The organism is uncultured Litoreibacter sp., assembly GCF_947501785.1.
In the GTDB taxonomy this organism is placed as follows: Bacteria; Pseudomonadota; Alphaproteobacteria; order Rhodobacterales; family Rhodobacteraceae; genus Litoreibacter.
In genome coordinates, this window is the sequence record NZ_CANMXB010000001.1 from 3,441,348 (window position 1) to 3,459,716 (window position 18,369).

At 59.2% G+C, this 18,369-nt stretch carries 26 protein-coding genes; 4 read left to right on the forward strand and 22 right to left on the reverse strand.

What is annotated here, in order from left to right:
• Window positions 1-43: 43 nt before the first annotated feature.
• The 6 genes from Q0899_RS17145 to Q0899_RS17170 form a co-directional block, all read right to left on the reverse strand.
• Window positions 44-970, reverse strand: coding sequence for an FAD-binding protein (locus Q0899_RS17145; protein ID WP_298298131.1), 927 nt, complete (start codon window positions 968-970; stop codon window positions 44-46).
• On the reverse strand, window positions 970-1,731 hold the full coding sequence (locus Q0899_RS17150; RefSeq protein ID WP_298298134.1) for an electron transfer flavoprotein subunit beta/FixA family protein: 762 nt from the start codon (window positions 1,729-1,731) through the stop codon (window positions 970-972). Before Q0899_RS17150 ends, Q0899_RS17145 begins: the two co-directional genes overlap by 1 nt.
• Before the next feature lie 169 nt (window positions 1,732-1,900).
• The gene (locus tag Q0899_RS17155; protein ID WP_298360194.1) at window positions 1,901-2,473 is read right to left on the reverse strand and encodes a cob(I)yrinic acid a,c-diamide adenosyltransferase; all 573 of its coding nucleotides are present in this window, start codon (window positions 2,471-2,473) and stop codon (window positions 1,901-1,903) included.
• Between the two features lie 3 nt (window positions 2,474-2,476).
• On the reverse strand, window positions 2,477-2,686 hold the full coding sequence (locus tag Q0899_RS17160; protein WP_298298142.1) for a twin transmembrane helix small protein: 210 nt from the start codon (window positions 2,684-2,686) through the stop codon (window positions 2,477-2,479).
• 75 nt (window positions 2,687-2,761) lie between these two features.
• Complete coding sequence (locus Q0899_RS17165) at window positions 2,762-3,592, reverse strand: SDR family oxidoreductase (RefSeq protein WP_299194363.1); 831 nt, start codon at window positions 3,590-3,592, stop codon at window positions 2,762-2,764.
• A 43-nt stretch (window positions 3,593-3,635) separates the two neighbouring features.
• A complete protein-coding gene (locus Q0899_RS17170) occupies window positions 3,636-4,226 on the reverse strand; it encodes an SH3 domain-containing protein (protein WP_299194365.1) in 591 nt (196 codons plus the stop codon).
• Window positions 4,227-4,361: 135 nt separating this feature from the next.
• Between Q0899_RS17170 and Q0899_RS17175 the strand changes: the two genes are divergently transcribed.
• The gene (locus Q0899_RS17175; RefSeq protein WP_299194367.1) at window positions 4,362-6,704 is read left to right on the forward strand and encodes a DNA topoisomerase IV subunit A; all 2,343 of its coding nucleotides are present in this window, start codon (window positions 4,362-4,364) and stop codon (window positions 6,702-6,704) included.
• Window positions 6,705-6,782: 78 nt separating this feature from the next.
• Complete coding sequence (locus Q0899_RS17180) at window positions 6,783-6,953, forward strand: hypothetical protein (RefSeq protein WP_299194369.1); 171 nt, start codon at window positions 6,783-6,785, stop codon at window positions 6,951-6,953.
• Here the strand turns inward: Q0899_RS17180 and Q0899_RS17185 are convergent.
• The 13 genes from Q0899_RS17185 to Q0899_RS17245 form a co-directional block, all read right to left on the reverse strand.
• On the reverse strand, window positions 6,950-7,762 hold the full coding sequence (locus Q0899_RS17185) for a division plane positioning ATPase MipZ (protein WP_299194371.1): 813 nt from the start codon (window positions 7,760-7,762) through the stop codon (window positions 6,950-6,952). The genes Q0899_RS17180 and Q0899_RS17185 overlap by 4 nt on opposite strands.
• A 188-nt stretch (window positions 7,763-7,950) precedes the next feature.
• Window positions 7,951-8,172, reverse strand: coding sequence for a 50S ribosomal protein L31 (gene rpmE, locus Q0899_RS17190; protein WP_298298157.1), 222 nt, complete (start codon window positions 8,170-8,172; stop codon window positions 7,951-7,953).
• Window positions 8,173-8,184: 12 nt separating this feature from the next.
• Complete coding sequence (gene rplS, locus Q0899_RS17195) at window positions 8,185-8,571, reverse strand: 50S ribosomal protein L19 (protein ID WP_298298160.1); 387 nt, start codon at window positions 8,569-8,571, stop codon at window positions 8,185-8,187.
• A gap of 598 nt (window positions 8,572-9,169) precedes the next feature.
• Window positions 9,170-9,970 (reverse strand): tRNA (guanosine(37)-N1)-methyltransferase TrmD, encoded by an 801-nt coding sequence (gene trmD, locus Q0899_RS17200; RefSeq protein WP_299194373.1) that lies wholly within the window; start codon window positions 9,968-9,970, stop codon window positions 9,170-9,172.
• Window positions 9,967-10,482 carry a ribosome maturation factor RimM gene (gene rimM, locus Q0899_RS17205; RefSeq protein ID WP_299194374.1) on the reverse strand — a complete coding sequence of 172 codons (516 nt, stop codon included), beginning with the start codon at window positions 10,480-10,482 and terminating at the stop codon, window positions 9,967-9,969. Before rimM ends, trmD begins: the two co-directional genes overlap by 4 nt.
• Window positions 10,479-10,622 (reverse strand): hypothetical protein, encoded by a 144-nt coding sequence (locus Q0899_RS17210; RefSeq protein ID WP_299194376.1) that lies wholly within the window; start codon window positions 10,620-10,622, stop codon window positions 10,479-10,481. Before Q0899_RS17210 ends, rimM begins: the two co-directional genes overlap by 4 nt.
• 8 nt (window positions 10,623-10,630) lie before the next feature.
• Window positions 10,631-11,260 carry a 5,6-dimethylbenzimidazole synthase gene (gene bluB, locus Q0899_RS17215; RefSeq protein WP_298298173.1) on the reverse strand — a complete coding sequence of 210 codons (630 nt, stop codon included), beginning with the start codon at window positions 11,258-11,260 and terminating at the stop codon, window positions 10,631-10,633.
• A 15-nt stretch (window positions 11,261-11,275) separates the two neighbouring features.
• A complete protein-coding gene (gene rpsP, locus Q0899_RS17220) occupies window positions 11,276-11,752 on the reverse strand; it encodes a 30S ribosomal protein S16 (RefSeq protein ID WP_298298175.1) in 477 nt (158 codons plus the stop codon).
• A gap of 42 nt (window positions 11,753-11,794) precedes the next feature.
• Window positions 11,795-12,088 carry a chorismate mutase gene (locus Q0899_RS17225; protein WP_298298178.1) on the reverse strand — a complete coding sequence of 98 codons (294 nt, stop codon included), beginning with the start codon at window positions 12,086-12,088 and terminating at the stop codon, window positions 11,795-11,797.
• Between the two features lie 64 nt (window positions 12,089-12,152).
• Window positions 12,153-12,686, reverse strand: coding sequence for a GNAT family N-acetyltransferase (locus tag Q0899_RS17230; RefSeq protein ID WP_299194379.1), 534 nt, complete (start codon window positions 12,684-12,686; stop codon window positions 12,153-12,155).
• Window positions 12,683-13,237, reverse strand: a complete 555-nt coding sequence (locus tag Q0899_RS17235) for a GNAT family N-acetyltransferase (protein ID WP_299194381.1) — start codon at window positions 13,235-13,237, stop codon at window positions 12,683-12,685. The genes Q0899_RS17230 and Q0899_RS17235 overlap by 4 nt, the downstream gene beginning before the upstream one ends.
• Complete coding sequence (ffh, locus tag Q0899_RS17240) at window positions 13,234-14,739, reverse strand: signal recognition particle protein (protein WP_299194383.1); 1,506 nt, start codon at window positions 14,737-14,739, stop codon at window positions 13,234-13,236. Before ffh ends, Q0899_RS17235 begins: the two co-directional genes overlap by 4 nt.
• A gap of 156 nt (window positions 14,740-14,895) precedes the next feature.
• On the reverse strand, window positions 14,896-15,372 hold the full coding sequence (locus Q0899_RS17245; RefSeq protein ID WP_298298187.1) for a hypothetical protein: 477 nt from the start codon (window positions 15,370-15,372) through the stop codon (window positions 14,896-14,898).
• Between the two features lie 171 nt (window positions 15,373-15,543).
• Here Q0899_RS17245 and Q0899_RS17250 point away from each other — a divergent pair, with 171 nt between their 5' ends.
• The gene (locus Q0899_RS17250) at window positions 15,544-16,431 is read left to right on the forward strand and encodes a LysR family transcriptional regulator (protein WP_366941528.1); all 888 of its coding nucleotides are present in this window, start codon (window positions 15,544-15,546) and stop codon (window positions 16,429-16,431) included.
• Between the two features lie 132 nt (window positions 16,432-16,563).
• Window positions 16,564-17,442, forward strand: coding sequence for a DMT family transporter (locus Q0899_RS17255; RefSeq protein WP_298298190.1), 879 nt, complete (start codon window positions 16,564-16,566; stop codon window positions 17,440-17,442).
• A 6-nt stretch (window positions 17,443-17,448) separates the two neighbouring features.
• On the opposite strand, the gene Q0899_RS17260 is transcribed toward Q0899_RS17255, so the two are convergent.
• The 3 genes from Q0899_RS17260 to Q0899_RS17270 all read right to left on the reverse strand — a co-directional run bounded on the left by Q0899_RS17260 (window position 17,449) and on the right by Q0899_RS17270 (window position 18,361).
• Window positions 17,449-17,703 (reverse strand): hypothetical protein, encoded by a 255-nt coding sequence (locus Q0899_RS17260; RefSeq protein ID WP_298298193.1) that lies wholly within the window; start codon window positions 17,701-17,703, stop codon window positions 17,449-17,451.
• 73 nt (window positions 17,704-17,776) lie between these two features.
• Window positions 17,777-18,109, reverse strand: a complete 333-nt coding sequence (locus tag Q0899_RS17265) for a metalloregulator ArsR/SmtB family transcription factor (RefSeq protein WP_298360171.1) — start codon at window positions 18,107-18,109, stop codon at window positions 17,777-17,779.
• A gap of 42 nt (window positions 18,110-18,151) precedes the next feature.
• The gene (locus Q0899_RS17270) at window positions 18,152-18,361 is read right to left on the reverse strand and encodes a hypothetical protein (RefSeq protein ID WP_298360169.1); all 210 of its coding nucleotides are present in this window, start codon (window positions 18,359-18,361) and stop codon (window positions 18,152-18,154) included.
• Between the last annotated feature and the right edge of the window lie 8 nt (window positions 18,362-18,369).

The window sequence follows — 18,369 nt, forward strand, 5'->3', positions numbered from 1 at the left end:
GCCCCGCATTTGCGAGGCCCTCTTTGAATTGTTCGTTGATTGCTTACAGCTTTTCGATCAGCTCAGGGACCGCATCGAACAGGTCAGCGACCAATCCGTAATCGGCGACTTGGAAGATCGGTGCTTCCTCGTCTTTGTTGATCGCAACGATGACCTTCGAGTCTTTCATCCCAGCAAGGTGTTGAATGGCGCCAGAGATGCCGACAGCGACATAAAGGTCCGGAGCTACAACTTTGCCGGTTTGACCAACTTGCCAGTCGTTCGGTGCATAGCCTGAGTCGACAGCTGCGCGAGATGCGCCAACAGCGGCGCCCAACTTGTCTGCCAGTTTTTCGATCAGTGCGAAGTCTTCCTCGGACCCCACACCACGACCGCCGGACACGACCACGCCAGCAGATGTCAGTTCTGGACGATCAGACTCGGCCACTTTGTCAGCAACCCATTCGGACAAGCCGGGGTTCCCGGCGGCGCCGATCTTTTCGACCGAGGCGGACCCGCCCATCTCTGCGGCATCAAAGGTAGATGTCCGGAAGGATACGACCTTTTTGGCTTCGTCCGATTTGACTGTTTGGATCGCGTTACCCGCATAGATCGGGCGCTCAAATGTTGAGCCATCCACAACACCGGACACGTCGGTCATGACCATGACATCAAGCAAGGCCGCGACGCGGGGCATGATGTTTTTCGCGTCTGTGGTGGCAGGGGCCACGATGTGTTCGTAGTCACCTGCGAGTGACACGATCAGATCAGCGGCAGGTTCCGCCAACCGCTTGCCGTAGATTGCGTCCTCAGCACAGAGCACTTTCGCAACACCCGAGATCTTGGCGGCTTCATCCGCCGCGGCCGAACAGGTCGCGCCGATGCACAGCACATGAATGTCACCCAGCGGGGCAGAGGCGGTCACGGCAGATGCAGTTGCGTCAACCGCCAGTTCGCCGTCATTGACTTCGGCCAAAAGAAGAACAGCCATTAGATAACCCCCGCTTCGTCTTTGAGTTTCGTGACCAGCTCTTCGACAGAGCCGACTTTCACGCCAGCTTTGCGCGCCTCAGGCTCCGCCGTGCCAACAATGCTCAATCGTGCCGCCGCGTCCACGCCGTAATCAGCGGGCGTTTTTTCGTCCAAAGGCTTTTTCTTCGCCTTCATGATGTTTGGCAGCGACGCATAGCGTGGCTCGTTCAAACGCAGATCGACAGTGACAACCGTTGGCATGTTCACTTTGATCGTTTGCAGACCGCCATCTACTTCGCGGGTCACAACGGCTTTGTCGCCGTCAATGTCCAGTTCGGATGCGAATGTCGCCTGGCTCCAACCCATCAATGCTGACAGCATCTGGCCGGTGGCGTTCATGTCGTTGTCAATCGCTTGCTTGCCACACAGCACGAGGCCGGGCTGTTCTTCGTCGACAACTGCCTTCAGCAGTTTGGCGACGGCAAGCGGTTCGATGTCGTTGTGTACGTCTTCGGCGGCGACGATCAGGATCGCGCGGTCCGCGCCCATTGCCAATGCCGTGCGCAGTGTTTCCTGGTTTTGCTTCACGCCGATTGAAACTGCGACAACCTCTTCGGCTTTGCCGGCCTCTTTCAAACGAATTGCCTGCTCGACGGCGATTTCGTCGAACGGGTTCATCGACATTTTTACGTTAGCAAGATCGACACCGCTGCCGTCCGCTTTGACGCGGACTTTGACGTTATAATCGATCACGCGTTTGACGGGTACGAGGACCTTCATCAGCGGTATCTCCCAAAGTAAGTGTGCCGGTGGTGGCACGCCAAGGTGTTCAGCTTCCAATTAGCGGAGCGACGACTCGGAAAACAGGACAAAATCGACGCAGGCTGGCATTCTGACGCCGCGTTCGTGAAATTCCAATCGATTTTTTCACGATCTTAGTGTGTTACCGCTACCGATTTGCGCCCGGCACCCACAGGACATCGTCTTTGCCGTCATTGTTGGCGATCCTCGAGGCCACGAAGAACCAATCGCTCAGCCTGTTGAGGTATTTGACCGCCGCCTCGTTGACCGATTCCATCGTTGCCAGCTCTACCGTCAACCGTTCTGCCCGACGCGAAACCGTTCGGCAGACATGCAGGTGCGCCGCCAAGGGCGACCCACCGGGCAAAATGAAGGAGCGCAGCGGCTGAAGCGCCGCATTCATGGCGTCAATCTCACTTTCGAGCCGGGCAACCTGCGCTTCGGTGACGCGAAGTGGCGTGTATTCAGCCTCGGCGTCTTTTGCCATGTCCGGGCGGCAAAGATCGGCACCAAGATCAAAAAGGTCGTTTTGAATGGCCGCCAGTTGGGTGTCCATGTCACCAGATGCATGAAGCCTCGCAACGCCGACCGCGGCATTCGCTTCGTCAACCGTGCCATAGGCGGTCACGCGCATCGAGTGTTTGGCCACACGTGCACCGTTGCCCAGTGCCGTTTCTCCCGCGTCGCCGGTTTTGGTGTAGATCTTGTTAAGCACAACCATGGATTAAGCTCCCCCCATGCGACGGAAAAATACGAAGGCCAGGATCAAAGCTACTGCAATCGCTTGCCCGTAGATACGATATCGCATGATCTTGTTGGCGTGTTTGCGGTTGAAATCCCCGCCCTTTGCGAAGCCACCGATGCCCAGCAGCAAAATGCACAGCACCGCAATGCAGGCGATTGCCACGACAATGAAAAGCGGATCGTTGGCCATGTTGGTCCCCTCATTTCTGTTCAACGCTGCATCTAGCGGGATTGGCGCAAAAAGCGAACTCAAATTTCTACAGAGCTAGAACTTCGCAATGATCCAATCCAGGGCCCGCGTCGGCAGCAACCGCCTGAGCGCCCCCATGACATAGGTTGGCGTTGTCACGAAGTAACGCGGTTTGGGGCGGGAGGATTCGAGCGCATGGATAAGCTTTGCACTGACCGCAGATGCGGGCAGTTCGAATGCGTCAGGGCCGCGGTCTTCATAGAGCCGCTTGATCAGTGTCTCTTCATATTTTTCACGCAGCGGCGACGCTTCCCAGTCAATCCACTTCTCAAAATGCGGAATGGAATTCGCCCTGATTTTCGACGTAACTGGCCCGGGCTCAATCAAGATGACCTCGATAGGCGTGTCACGCAGTTCAATCCGAAGGGTGTCCGTCAGCCCCTCCATCGCAAATTTTGTGGCATTGTACGCGCCGCGCCATTTCAAAGCCACAAAACCCAGCACCGACGAACAGTTCAGGATACGGCCATGCCCCTGCGCCCGCATGACGGGAAGCACCTGCCTGCTCAATTCGTGGTAGCCAAAAAGGTTGGTTTCAAAAATTGCCCTCAGCGCGTCAGTTGGAAGGTCTTCAACCGCGCCGGGCACGCCATATGCCCCGTTGTTGAACAAAGCGTCCAACGTGCCGCCGGTACGTTTGAGGCATTCGGCGACGGCCACCTCAATGCTGGCATGGTCAGTGTAGTCGAGCACGAAGCTCTCCAGGCCTTCGTCTTGAAGGCGGGCGCAGTCGTCCGGGTTGCGACAGGTGGCAAATACCTGCCATCCGCGTGCGTGAAGCGTTTTCGCCGCGTCATAGCCGATGCCCGATGAGCAACCCGTTATCAGGATGGATTTTTGTGTCATGCCGATTGGCTAGGCCAAGCTGGGTCGCATTGCAAAGCAGAACTTACTGGGCGTCCCGCTCGATGAACTTGGCCGACATGAAGGCTTCGATGCCGGTCTCCAGAATATAGACCTTGGCCCAACCGTTATCGAGCAGTTCCATCACCTCGGCGCTTTCTCCGCGTCGCGTCCGACCAAGCACCGCTGCCTGCGTGGATGCACCAGCGCGCAGGTTGACGGTCGATCCGGTGACACGCCAAATCTCGCCCACACCACTGGTGTTTTCAACGGCTGCCGTGTCGGTCTCCGCGATAGGCTCCTGGGCGGTAGGGACTGGGCTTGGGGCGATGCTGGCCGCCTCTGCAACGGGGGCAAGGGTGCCATCAGTGGCCAAGCTTTCCACGCTTACGGCAGGCGCGGAAACGGAAACAACCTGAGCGCTCGCGTCTTCAGGTGTGACAACGGCGGGTGTGACTTCAATCTCGGCTACTGCATCTCCTGCAGGCTGAATCGCGTCTTCAGATGTTGATACTGCGACTTCTGGCGTCTCAATGTTTTCGACGGCGGCAGTCGCCTCGCCACGTTCGGGCGGCTCCCCGACGATAAGAAGCGTCATATACATAACGACGCAAAGGCAAGCGACCCACTTGAACACGATGTCCCCCAAAAAGACTTTTTCTGCAGACTGAGATTACTCCGATGACCGGCCCTGAAACTAGGGGGAATAATTTAGTCTCTTTGACCCATCACAGTGCTTTACCCCCGCAAAAGGCGCGGCTACACACAATCTATGTCTGACGAGACCGACGACCCCAAGATGAGCGACGCCAATATGGTGGAGCCGCTACGCCAAGCCATTGGCGAGCGGTATCTGCAATATGCGCTGTCGACCATTATGCACCGTGCATTGCCTGATGCGCGCGACGGTCTGAAGCCGGTGCATCGGCGAATCCTCTATGCGATGCGGGAGCTGCGGCTTGCATCTGGCGGCGGTTTCAGGAAGTCGGCAAAGATCTCCGGCGATGTGATGGGCAACTATCACCCGCATGGGGATGCTGCGATTTATGATGCCATGGCGCGGCTCGCGCAGGAATTTAACGTGCGCTACCCGCTGGTCGACGGACAAGGCAACTTTGGCAACATTGACGGCGATAACCCCGCAGCCGCGCGGTACACCGAAGCGCGCATGACGCCCTACGCTGAGGCTCTGCTGGATGGCCTCAATGAAAACGCGGTCGATTTTCGTGACAACTATGACGGGACCCTTCAAGAACCGGTGGTTCTTCCGGCAAGCTATCCGAACCTTCTTGCCAACGGCGCTGCGGGCATTGCGGTGGGGATGGCCACCAACATCCCACCGCACAACATTGAAGAGCTGATCAACGGATGCCTGCATCTGATCAAAGCACCCAATGCGCGCGACGAGACGCTACTGGACCATATCCCGGGGCCCGACTTTCCGACCGGCGGCATCATCGTTGAGCCGCGCGAGAATATTGCCGAAGCCTACCGCACCGGGCGTGGCGCATTCCGCCTGCGCTCGCGCTACGAGGTCGAGGATCTAGGACGGGGGCAGTGGCAGATCGTTGTCACCGAAATCCCCTATCAGGTTCAGAAGTCCAAGCTGATCGAAAAGATCGCAGAACTGATCCAAACCAAGAAAATCCCGATCCTTGCCGATGTACGCGACGAGTCGACCGATGACATCCGCCTGATCCTTGAGCCACGCTCCAAGAATGTCGACCCGGACGTGCTGATGGGCATGATGTTCCGCAATTCCGATCTGGAAACGCGGTTCTCGATGAACCTGAACGTGTTGATTGACGGGATGACGCCCAAGGTCTGCTCGTTGAAAGAGGTGCTGAGGGCGTTTCTTGATCACCGTCGCGAAGTTCTGGTGCGGCGCGCGCAGCATCGGTTGGAGAAGATCGACCACCGGCTGGAAGTGCTTGAAGGCTTTATCGTCGCCTTCCTCAACCTGGACCGCGTGATCGACATCATCCGTTATGATGACGACCCCAAAACCGCGCTCATGTTTGAGGATTGGTCGAAAGACCATCCCCGCGCCATGTCCGAGAAGGATTATGTCGGACCCGCCAAGACCGATGACGAGCCGTCCCTTACTGAAGTACAGGTCGACGCCATCCTCAATATGCGCTTGCGGTCGTTGCGCCGGCTTGAAGAGCTGGAGCTAAAGCGCGAACGCGACGAGCTGATGATCGAGCGGGCCGAGCTGGAAGACCTGTTAGACAGCGAAGACCTTCAGTGGAAGCGCATTGCCGATCAGCTGCGCGAGACCCGCAAAGCCTTTGGCAAAACCTCCGACATCGGCGCACGGCGCACCGAGTTTGCCGAAGCTGTTGAATTCGAAGAGGTCCCGATAGAGGCGATGATCGAGCGGGAGCCGATCACGGTGGTGTGCTCCCAAATGGGTTGGATACGCGCCATGACCGGGCACATCGACCTGACGCGCGAGCTGAAATTCAAAGACGGCGACGGTCCACGTTTCATCTTCCACGCTGAAACCACCGACAAGCTGCTGGTATTTGGCTCAAACGGGCGGTTCTACACGCTTGCAGCGTCCAACCTGCCGGGCGGGCGGGGCATGGGTGAACCGCTGCGCTTGATGGTTGATCTGCCAAACGAGGCGCAGATCGTTGATCTGTTCCTGCATGACACGGAGCGCAAATTGCTGGTCGCGTCTTCTGCGGGCGACGGGTTCATGGTCGCAGAGAAAGACGTGATCGCTCAGACACGTACCGGCAAGCAGGTGCTAAACGTCAAAGATGACACCAAGGCGGCGGCTTGCGTGCCGGTAAACGGCGACCACGTTGCCATCGTCAGCCAGAACGGCAAGTTCCTGGTGTTCCCAACGTCGGAGCTTCCCGAAATGGGGCGCGGCAAAGGGGTGCGTCTGCAAAAGTACAATATGGCGCGCGGCAAGCAAGGCTCGTTGGAGCTGGACGGCGGGCTGTCAGACCTGACGACTTTTGTTTGGGCAGATGGGCTCAGCTGGGAAATGGGCGGGGGGAAGACCCGAACCGAGCCTGACATGACTGAATGGCTGGGCAAGCGTGCGGGTGTCGGCAAACGTGCACCTTACGGCTTCCCGAAGAATAACCGGTTTAGCTAAGCGGGGCCGCGTCCGCCATTTCATTGCCAGAATCGGTTGCTACAAGAACCGTGGGGGCGTCGCCTGAAAGGGGACGCAATGACAATTGTTGTCGCGATCCTGCGCCAGATACATGTCTTTTTGTTGGGGTTCGCCATTTCAGCGGCCTGTCTTATGTCGGCCGGTCTGCTCGCGGCGTACCCAAATGGGGCGCCAACGGAGGTCGCAATTGATGATGACGGCGCGTTCCGGATCGCGGTTGAGGATTAGAAATCCACCTCGACGCCGGGCAGCCTAAGCGCCTTCACCAATTCCCGAACCTCTTGGCGGGCCGCAACATTGGAGATGTTGAGGTTCTTGATGCCGATGTCGCCGAGATCGAGCAGGGTCAGCCCGCGGGGGAACAGCTCGCGAAAAATGACCCGTTCAGAGAAACCGGGTGCAACGCGAAAGCCCACACGTTTCGCAAGGGACGCAACCGCATCCGTAATCTTCTTCTTGTTGTGCATCCGCTGGGTGCCGACACGGTTACGCACCACGACCCAATCGATGGGGGCGAGGCCAGCTTGCGCGCGCAGCTGACGGGCCTGCCAAACCATCTCGGAATAGACCGATGGGCCCAGCACTTCATGTGTTTCGGGGTCAACGCGCGCCAGCAAATCAAAGTCGATAAAGCTGTCATTCAATGGCGTCACCAGCGTGTCTGCCAAGGAATGTGCCACCTGGCTTAGCCGTGTGTGCGACCCGGGGCAGTCAATAACGATGAAATCAAACCGGCCTTCCATGCCCGCGACCGCCTCGGTCAGGCGGCGGTCATAGATATTTTCGCCCGCACCGAGGGCGGCTTGGTCTATTTCCGGTAATTCGACAATTTCAGCCATGGCCAAAGCAAGTCCAAGCTTCTTGGCGTGGCGCGTGCGGTTTTCGTAATATCTGGTCAGGCTGCGCTGTCGCAGGTCCAGATCAAGCGCACCGACCTTGAAGCCCATCCGCGCAAGTGCGGTGGTGACGTGCATGCAGTTAGTGGACTTGCCCGAGCCGCCCTTTTCATTGCCGAAAACGATAATATGCGCGGCCATTTGTTCAGTCCCGTTCCTGTCCCTCGTCCCCTTTTGGGGTTGGTGTGGTTATAGGTTCGCCGCCCTGCAAATAGAAGCGGAACCGTGGCGCGCACCCCAATAATTTGCGGGAATGCAATAGAATGGCCACAACGAAAAACGCCGCCCCATCGGGAGCGGCGTTTCCAAATTCGCAAGGCTGCGGCTGCTTAGAAACCCAGGCCTTCGTACTTGTTTTTGAACTTCGACACGCGGCCGCCAGTGTCCATCAGGCGCTGGTTCCCGCCGGTCCATGCGGGGTGCGCAGAGGGGTCGATGTCCAGCGCCAGCTGGTCGCCTTCGGCACCCCAGGTGGATTTCATCTGAATGATGTCGCCATTGGTCATTTTGACGTTGATGACGTGGTATTCGGGATGGGTATCTTTTTTCATGACAACCGCTCCTTACGCGTCTGCGCCGCTTTTCAGCGGCTTGTAGTTGGTTTGCTCGGCGATACGTGCGGACTTGCCGCGACGTGTGCGCAAGTAGTACAGCTTGGCACGGCGGACTTTACCGCGGCGGACAACTGTGATGCTTTCGATGTTGGTGGAGTGCAGCGGGAAGACGCGCTCGACACCTTCACCGAAGGAAATCTTGCGCACGTTGAACGAACCAGCAATGCCGTTGCCGTTGTTACGTGCGATGCAGACGCCTTCGTAATTCTGAACACGGGTACGGGTACCCTCGGTCACTTTGTAACCGACGCGGATGGTGTCACCCGCTTTGAAATCTGGGATGTCTTTCCCCAGTTCGGCGATTTGTTCCGCCTCGAGTTGTGCGATCAGGTCCATCCCAAAACGCTCCTTCATATGATCCCGGTTTGCCCGGTGAATGTTTCGCGCGTCCCAAGAGCTGTTGGTCTTCTTCGGGTCCACCTAAAGTGCCCGCCACAGGTCAGGTCGTCGTTGCTTTGATGCGCCGTTGCTTTCGCACCCGTTTGTTGCGTCGAAGAAAACGCGTCGGAAGCTCAATAAAATAACGGCTCCGGTCAGTATTCTGATTCCAGATTGAGGGGGTATAGGAGGGATTCCGGCGTGGATCAAGCCTTATGAAGCACCATTCCCAGCCGACACGCGGAGAATTCGGTAAGCGGTTGAAATAACTTGGGTTTGAAAGTCTCGGAAAGAAAATTTCTACCAACATTGAGAACGGGCAGGCCACTCAACTTCCTGGGCCGTGACCTCTTTCCCCGAGAAAACCAAATCCCGCGGTTGAGCTTCGACCATGTCAAGTATCAGACAGGCCTTATCGTGCCATTGCCTCGGCCACAGATGGCGTGACGCATTTGGCTACGTGTTCAGGGGGCCGGGTGCCTTCAAGCCAAGAAAACGTGAATGGCGCTAAGAACCCTCAACAAAACATGGCGTGGCCGCTGGCGGACCCGGGCGATTAGTCGTCTTCGCTAGCGTCCTGCCACAAATCTGGTCGCCGTTTCTTGGTCAAGGCCTCAGATTGCTCCCGCCGCCAAGCGTCAACCTTGCCGTGGTCGCCGGAGGTCAGGACCTCTGGCACAGTGCGACCGCGGAAATCGGCGGGGCGGGTGTATTGGGGGTGTTCCAACAGGCCGTTGGAGTGGCTCTCATCCTCGGTGCTGTCGGCATTGCCAAGGACGTCATCTTGCAGGCGTACCGTCGCATCCAGCATGGCCTGGGCTGCAATCTCACCGCCGGTTAGGACGAAATCGCCCAGGGAGACTTCCTCGATCTCATAGGCGTCCAGGACACGCTGATCAACGCCTTCGAACCGGCCACAAAGCAGCGTGATGCCCTCGGTCCGGCTCCATGTTCTGGCCTTGGCTTGGGTGAATGGTTTGCCGCGAGGGGACAGGTAGACGATAGGCCATTTTGCACGCTCATCTGGTGTGCCTTTGGCTACAAAATCCAATGCTTTGGCCACCACATCGGCGCGCAGCACCATGCCTGCGCCGCCGCCATAAGGCGTGTCGTCCACATTGCGGTGCTTGCCTTCACCAAAGATGCGCAGGTCGATGGTCTCTAACGCCCAGAGCCCATCTTTCAGCGCCTTGCCTGTCAGGGACGCACCAAGGACGCCGGGGAAGGCCTCGGGGAAAAGCGTGATAACCTTGGCGGTCCACGCACCTTTCAGCTTGGTTTCTTCCATCAGATCGCGCGGTTGCAGCGAGGTGACGATGGATTTGCGTCCGTGGGATTTGGCCGGTTTTTCGGTCATGTTTCTTTGCCGGAGATTTCTTCGGGCGGGTCAATGACCACACGGCCAGACGCCAAATCGACGGTAGGCACGGCGTCTTGCGTAAAGGCCAGCAGCAGAGAGCCGTTCAGCCCGGCCCCCCGGATGTCGAGAATGTCGCCCGCGCCGTGATTTTCCACGGCGGCGATCTTGCCAATTTTTTCGCCGCCAGTGTCGACCACATCCAGCCCAATCAGGTCGGTGTAGTAATATTCGTCATCCGGCAAAGACGGCAGTAGCGAGCGGTCGGCATAGAGTTTGACGCCGCGAAGCTTGTCGGCCTCATCCTTGAAGCGGATGCCCGACAGCCGCGCTGCAAAGCCGTTCTTGACCTGCCGGGTGATTTTCAACGTGTATTCATCGCCCTTTTCGGTGCGCAGGGGGGAGTAGTTGGCGATGTCTTCAGGCTCGGCACAGAAGGATTTCAGGCGGACCTCCCCTTTGACCCCGAACGCGCCCGCGATGACGCCCAAAACGATTTGGTCCTTGTTCATTCACTTGCTCCCACACAGAGGCCGCGCGCGTTGACGATGCCGCCTGCCGTTTCGCAGCGATCCGCGCTTATCGAACGCTCTAGCTTGAGGCCGCCATAGAAGGCCATACCCATCAGCACCAACGTGATCAGTTTGCGCATAACCTGTCCTAAACCTCGTGAATATTGAGCGCTTCGGCGCGCATTTCCCAGCCGAGCTGTTCCAGTTCGGGGGCGGCGTTGTCGGCCTCAGGGTAGCCCACGCAAAGGTAGCCCACCAACCGCCATGCGGGGTCGATATCAAGGTCGCGGCAAAGCTGGTCTGCATCGAGGATGGAGACCCAGCCGACGCCAAGGCCTTCGGCGCGGGCTTTCAGCCAGAAAAGCGTGATGGCGGAGACGACCGAGTAGCGGCGCATTTCCGGCATGGAAGCGGCACCGAGGCCGTGGCCTTTGGTGGTGTGCTCGTCGCAGAAGATGGCCAGCTGCACCGGAGCTTCCTGCATGCCAGACAGCTTCAGTTGGGCGTAGCTGTCTTGCTTGTCTTCGCTTTGTTGGGAAAGGGCCGCGGCATTGGCCGTTTTGTAGTTGTCCAGCGCCTTGGCGCGGGCGGCGTTGCTGGTGACGCGCAGGATGCGCCACGGTTCCGACAGGCCAACGGAGGGCGCGAAGGAAAACGCATCGAGGCACCGCGCAAGCAGTGCCTCGTCTACCGGATCGGTGCGGAAGCGGCGCACATCGCGCCGCCACGTCATCAGATCCTCGAGCTCGCTGCGAAACGCAGGCGAGAAGTCACGCATCGGACAGGCTGCAGATTACTCTGCAGCTTTCTCTTCTTCAGCGGGAGCTTCTTCGGCTGCTGCTTCTTCTGCAGGGGCCTCAGCGGGTGCTTCTTCCTCGGCAGGCGCTTCCTCAGCCGGGGCGGCGGCAGCTTCAGCAGCGGCTTCGGCTGCTGCGGCGGCTTTGGCCTCTTTCTCTTCGATGCGGTCTTTGGCTTTTTGACCGGGCTCGCCTTTTTTCAGATTGGCGCGTTCTTTTTTCTCAAGGACTCCAGCGGCTTCGAGGAAGCGGGAGACGCGGTCGGTGGGTTGGGCGCCTTTGTCGAGCCAGTACTGAACGCGCTCCATGTCCATTTTCACGCGCTCTTCGCTGTCTTTTGGCAGCAGCGGGTTATAGGTGCCCAGCTTTTCGACGTAACGGCCGTCACGCGGCATGCGCGAGTCGGAGGCGACGACGCGGTAGAAGGGACGTTTTTTGGACCCACCACGGGCCAGACGGATTTTCATTGCCATTGTGTTTTCTCCTTAGATGGCGTGTCAGGCAACTGCCTGAAATTACTGAAACTTCTTATGGTTCTGGATGACTTCCCGAATGATGAAATTCAGGAAGGATTTGGCGAATTCAGGGTCGAGGTCGGCGCGTTTGGCCAAGTCCTCAAGGCGTTCGATTTGTTTGGTCTCGCGGTCGGGATCAGAGGGCGGCAGGTCGTGTTCGGCCTTCAGCTTTCCGACGGCCTGAGTGTGCTTGAACCGCTCGCCCAGAGTGTAGACGAGGATCGCATCAAGGCGGTCGATGGAGGCGCGATGGTCTTTCAAAACCTCCGCTGCGCGGGTGACTGGATCGCTCATTTTACCCTCCAAAACGGTGTACACACTCCGTACACACCCCGTACACAGGCTGTACCGACACATGTCATATTGCGGCCTCCGGCTTGGGGTGGCGATAGACGAGGTCATCCTCATGCGGACCAGTGGCCCGCGGGTCATGGGCCGCGCCCAGACGTTCCGCCAAACGGATCGAGCGTGTATTTTTGCCGTCGATATAGCTGACGGCGGTGTCCCAACCGAGCGTGCGGAATGCAAAGTCGCGTGCGGCAGAGGCGGCCTCGAACATGATGCCTGTGCCTTCGATATTTTCGTCCCAGCAGGTCCAGCCAAGTTCCTTTTCGGGCCAGCTGGCGGGATACCACGGACCGGTCAAGCCCAGAGCCGCGTCGGAGCCCTTGCGGGTGATGATGAAAGACCCGAAGCCACGCAGCACCCACATGCCGGTCGCATCCGCGAGGATGCGCCAGGCCGTGCGTTCATCTTCGACCGGGCCGCCGACAAATGCCGCACGCTCTGATGCGAAGAAGGCGCGCAGCGCGGGGAAATCCTCTGCCTTGGGGGCGCGCAGGATCAGGCGTTCTGTTTCGAGCGTTGGGGACGAGAAGGAGACGAGGCTCATGCCGCACCTCCGTGCCGGTAGCAGTAGTCTTCGAAACCAAGCTTCTTTTCTTTCGCGCGGTCTCGGGTCGCGCCAAGTTTGGCTGCGATCGCATTCGAGGCTTTGTTTTGAGGACCGATGTAGCTGACAAATTTGCCCTTGCCCAAAAGCTCGAACCCGTAATCACGGACGGCAGTTGCCGCTTCTGTCGCGTAACCCTGCTGCTGAAAATCCGGGTCGAACATGTAGCCAAGCTCAGGTTCGTAATCGCCCCATTCGAGGCCGAGGATTACGAAACCAACGATCTGGCCATCGGCCCGGCGCAGGACAGTAAAGAGCCCGTGGCCATGCAACACCCAACCGGCAGAGTAATTGGCAAATTCGTCCCACGCGTCTTGGCGGTTGTCACCGAAGCCGGCTTCAAGCGTTTTGGCCCAAGCTTCGAAATCATCCATGCAGGCTGCGCGGAGGGACAGCCGCTCTGTCTCAAAAACGGGCAGACCCTCGCGGGCCATTTCTGCTGCCATCGCCGCCTTGTCAGACGGGGGCTGGGTGCAGCGATCAATTCTCACTTTTTCTTGCCGAAACCTGATAGACCGGGGGGAAGCTGACCGCCGCCCAGACCAGGCAGACCGCCGCCCATACCGCCGGGCAGGTTCATGCCCATTTTCTTGGCGGCTTCTTCCATGGCTGCGGGGTCGTTCATATCGGGCATGCCGCCTTTGCCGAACATGCCTTTCATGGCCTGCTTGAGCATCCCGCCTTTGCCCATCTTGCCCATCTTCTTCATCATGTCGCCCATCTGGCGCTGCATTTTGAGAAGCTTGTTCAGCTCGGAGACTTCCATGCCCGCGCCTGCGGCGATGCGCTTTTTGCGCGAGGCCTGCAGAAGCTGCGGGTTGGCGCGTTCTTTCTTGGTCATTGACTGGATCAGCGCGATCTGGCGTTTGAGCACCTTGTCGTCAAGACCTGCCTTGTCGGCTTGGGCGGCCATTTTTTTCATGCCGGGCATCATCGACATCATGCCTTCCATGCCGCCCATCTTGATCATCTGTTCGAGCTGCATCTTCAGGTCGTTCATGTTGAACTGACCCTTGGTGAAGCGCTTCATCATCTTCTCAGCCTGTTCGGCCTCGATGGTTTCCTGCGCTTTTTCGACGAGGGAGACGATGTCGCCCATGCCAAGGATGCGGCCGGCGATGCGGTCGGGCTCGAACGTCTCGAGCGCGTCCATTTTTTCGCCCAGGCCCACGAATTTGATGGGTTTGCCGGTGACGGCGCGCATCGACAGGGCCGCGCCGCCGCGACCGTCGCCATCCATCCGGGTCAGGACCACGCCGGAGATGCCGATTTTAGCGTCAAACTCTTCGGCCACTTCCACGGCGACCTGACCTGTCAGGCCATCGACAACCAGCAGCGTTTCGCGCGGGTTGACCACGGCGGCCACGTCTTCGACTTCCTGCATCAGCACTTCGTCGATTTGCAGACGGCCCGCCGTGTCGAGCATGTAGACGTCATAGCCGCCCAAGGTCGCCTGCTGCTTGGCGCGTTTGGCAATATCGACCGGCTTTTCGCCTTTGACGATCGGCAGCGTGTCGACGCCGATTTGGGTGCCCAAGATCGCCAGCTGGTCCATCGCCGCAGGGCGGTAGACATCGAGCGAGGCCATCAGGACCTTCTTCTTGTTCTTTTCCTGCAGGCGTTTGGCCAGCTTACCTGTCGTGGTCGTCTTACCGCCACCTTGCAGACCGACCATCAGGATCGGCGCGGGCGGGTTGTCGATCTTCAGCTCGCCCGGGTTTTCATTGTCGCCCGCGAGCACATGTTGCAGCTCGTCATGGACGATCTTGATGACCTGCTGGCCCGGCGTAACCGATTTGGTGACGTTCTGCCCGGTGGCCTTTTCGGCGACCGCCTTGACGAAGTCGCGCGCCACGGAGAGGGAGACGTCGGCCTCCAGCAAGGCCACGCGGACCTCGCGCAGCGCGGTTTTGACGTCATCCTCGGACAACGCGCCTTGTTTGGTGAGCTTATCAAAGACGCCGGAGAGGCGTTCGGACAGATTCTCAAACATAAGCTCTCAGGCTCCTTTTCTCTTCCCTATGCCCCTCATGTGGTGAGGAACGGCTCAAACGACAAGCGCCCCCATGGGCGCAACGCGCTGATGGAGGGCGATCCCTGCATTGTGCATGGGACCGGAAGATCTGGGCTTCCGGATGTTGTGGGCGGTTTAGGTTCGGGCGCGCAAGGAGTCAAGCCATGCGTTGATCGCATCGTGCACGCCCTGATGGTTGCCCACATTGGAATAGGCCTGCGTGATCGGGTGGCGGCCCGCGCTTTGGCCAGTGAGCACCAGCGTGACCCTGTAAAGCCTGCTGTTGTCGCCGTGGGACGTTTCCAGTTCCGCGCTTTGCACGTCAGCCAGGTCGTGGAACACCGTGGTGGCGGCGCGCAGGTTCTTGCGCTGGATGGTGAGGGTGCCTTTGGAGGCCTCAAAAATCAGCTGCACCCGGCGCACGAAGATGAAGAGGAAGCTGAAGGGCAAGAGCGACGCCGCGGCGAAGATCAGGCCCATCAGCTCCCCCGACAGGGTGATGCTCAGCCCGATGCCCAGGAAGATCATGCCCATGCTGACCAAAAGGACGGCGACCCAGACCGGGTTTTCGCCAACGATCAGCTGCTCAGGAGTGTTGCGGGTGATTTTCATAGGCCTTTCGCCGATTTCAGCGCCATGGGTTGCGGCGGCTTCGCGCCTGATTTTGGCCTATTATGCAAATGCGATGCAATTGATCTGTCAAGCGTCTTGCTTGGCCGGACAAGGAGTGCGACAGTCAACGCAACCCACTTATACCGCTTCAAATCGTTTACAGGTGCACATATGGATATCGACAATTGGGACGAGTTCCGCACGGCCTACCAAGTGGCCCGTTTGCGCACCGTATCGGCGGCGGCGGACGTGTTGGGGGTCCACCATGCCACCGTCATCCGCCACATCGACAGCCTTGAAGGCAAGCTGGGCGCCAAGCTGTTCCAGCGCCACGCGCGCGGCTACACCCCGACCGAGGCGGGCGAAGACCTGCTGACCGTTGCGGGCGCGACCGAGGACCAGCTGACCCAGCTAGCGGGCCGCATCCATGGACGCGGCGCGTCGGTGTCGGGGGAGCTGATCATCACCTGCCTGCCGCAAATGTCGCCCCTGATGGCGCGGACGCTGACCAAATATCAGGCAGACCACCCCGAGGTGCGTGCGCAGCTGATCGTCGACACCCGCCCGCTGCGGCTGGAATACGGCGAGGCGCATGTAGCGCTGCGCGCCGGTGCGCCGGGCAATGACCTGGACAATATCGTCAGCGAGCTGGGAACCCTGCCGATGGGGTTGTTTGCGCACAAAGATTACATCTTCCGCCACGGCCCCCTGAACGGGTTGGAGGACATCCCCAACCACCGGTTCTGCCGCGTGGCCAACCTGGACCCGCGTGCGCCGTTCATGAAATGGATCGGGGAGAAGGTGCCGGAAGAAAACGTGGTCTACAAATGCTCCGACACCAATACGGTGCAGGACGCGGTGCTTGCGGGCGCGGGCATCGGGTTCCTGCCGGCCTATATGGGGCATGAACATGCTGATATGACCGAGGTGATCGAGCCGGACCCGTCGTGGTTCTCGACCTTCTGGTGCGTGACCCATGTGGACCTGCACCGGACCGCCAAGGTGCATTCCTTCGTGACCTTCCTGAAGGAAGAGGCGAAGGGCTGGGGCGCGCTCTGACGTGGGGCCGACCTTTCCGCGGTCTTTGCGGATGGCGACCGCTGCCGGGGCTGACCCCAACCCATTCCTGAAAGAGGACCTCTGCGCTGCGCGGGTTGGTCTGGCGGAATTGGGCGCGGACATGGCGCTGGGATGAGCGAGGCCGCGAAAGGTCATGTGGCGATGCTGGCATTTTCCATGCTGGTGGCAGGCTCGTTCGCGCTTGGCTCCATCGTGGCCAACGAGATCGCACCCACCGCCCTTAACGCGGTTCGGTTCCTGCTTGCCGGTGCCGTCATCGGTGTGGCGGCCATGGCCACGGGGGGCATCCCGCGCAGCACTTGGGTTGCGCCTTGGCGCTATGTCGTTTTGGGCGGGTTGTTCGCCATCTATTTTGTGCTGATGTTTGAGGGGTTGAAGACTGCGCCGCCCGTGTCAGCCGCTGCCGTTTTCACGCTGACCCCGGTGCTGACCGCACTTGCGGGCTGGGTGCTGCTGCGCCAGATCACGACGCCCTTCATGGCCGCGGCATTGGCCATTGGCGGAGCGGGCGCGCTTTGGGTGATCTTCCGCGCGGATTTGGCGGCGCTGATGGCGTTTGAGATCGGCACGGGCGAGATGATCTACTTTGTGGGCTGCGTCAGCCACGCCATCTATACGCCGATGGTGCGCAAGCTGAACCGGGGCGAGCGCCCCCTGGTCTTCACCTTCGGCATGATCTGCGCGGGCTTTCTGGTGCTGCTGGCATGGGGCTGGCCCGCCATCCGCGCGACGGAGTGGACCGGCTTGTCGCCCATGGTCTGGATCGCGATTTTCTATGTCGCGATCTGCGCCTCGGCGATGACCTTTGTGCTGCTGCAATTCGCGTCGCTGCGGCTGCCCTCGGCCAAGGTGATGGCCTACACCTACCTGACCCCAAGCTGGGTCATTTTGTGGGAAATCGCGCTTGGAAATGGCGCGCCGCCTTTTGCAATTTTGGGCGGCGTTGCGCTGACGGCGGTGGCGCTGCTGATGTTGCTCAAGCAGCGCTGAGCCGGATTAGGGTTCAAACTTCTCGGGCCGTTCCATGACGAAAAACAACGACATGATCACGCCCGCCATCATCAGGCCAGCGCCTGTTTTCATGGGGCCAAAGTAGCTGACAGCCGTCTGAATGGTCTCTTGCGCGCGCTGCAGGCGGTTCGGGTCAGCCGGGTCTTCTGGCAGCCAATGGTAGGGGTATTGGTTGGTCCAGACCATGTAGGCCAGACAGCTGAAGAAGCCCAGAAACAGGAAAGCAGGCAAGAATTTCATCGGTACGCTCCGCACAGTTAGAATCGTGGTGTTGAGCGTGAATACCCCAGGAATTTGTCAAAAATTTGCCTCTTCAGGCGTCGTTTTGACCAAGTTCCTGGTCCAAATAGGCTTCGAATGCGTCGTAATTCAACGCCTTGAGCTGGCCGAAGCTTTCGATCCAGACGATGGCCTCGCGCATCGCCTCTGGCTCAAGCTTGCACCATTTCACGCGGCCCCGTTTTTCCTGGCTGATCAGCCCTGCCTTGGTGAGGATGGTCAGGTGCTTTGAAATCGCGGCCAGCGACATCTCGAAAGGCTCAGCCACGTCGGTCACGGCCATGTCGTCTTCCAACAGCATGGTCAGGATCGCGCGGCGGGTGCCGTCGGACAATGCGGCGAAGACTTGGTCAATACGGTCGCTCATGCCCCCGTTCATAGCGGTGAAGCGGGGGCAGGAACAGGGAGCTTATAGTGATGGGCGCTGCGGGCCGTCAGACGGCCACTGGAAGCGCAGCATTTCCAGATCATGCGCGGTCAGCCCAATATCTTGCGCGATATGGTCGCTGATCCCCTTGGGAAAAGGCGGGGCGGGCGCGGCCCGGACCTGCAACTTTTTGAACCATTTGGCAAAGGGGAGCAGGTCGCGCCGGGGCGCGGTCATTTCGATGAAAGCCATTGAAAACC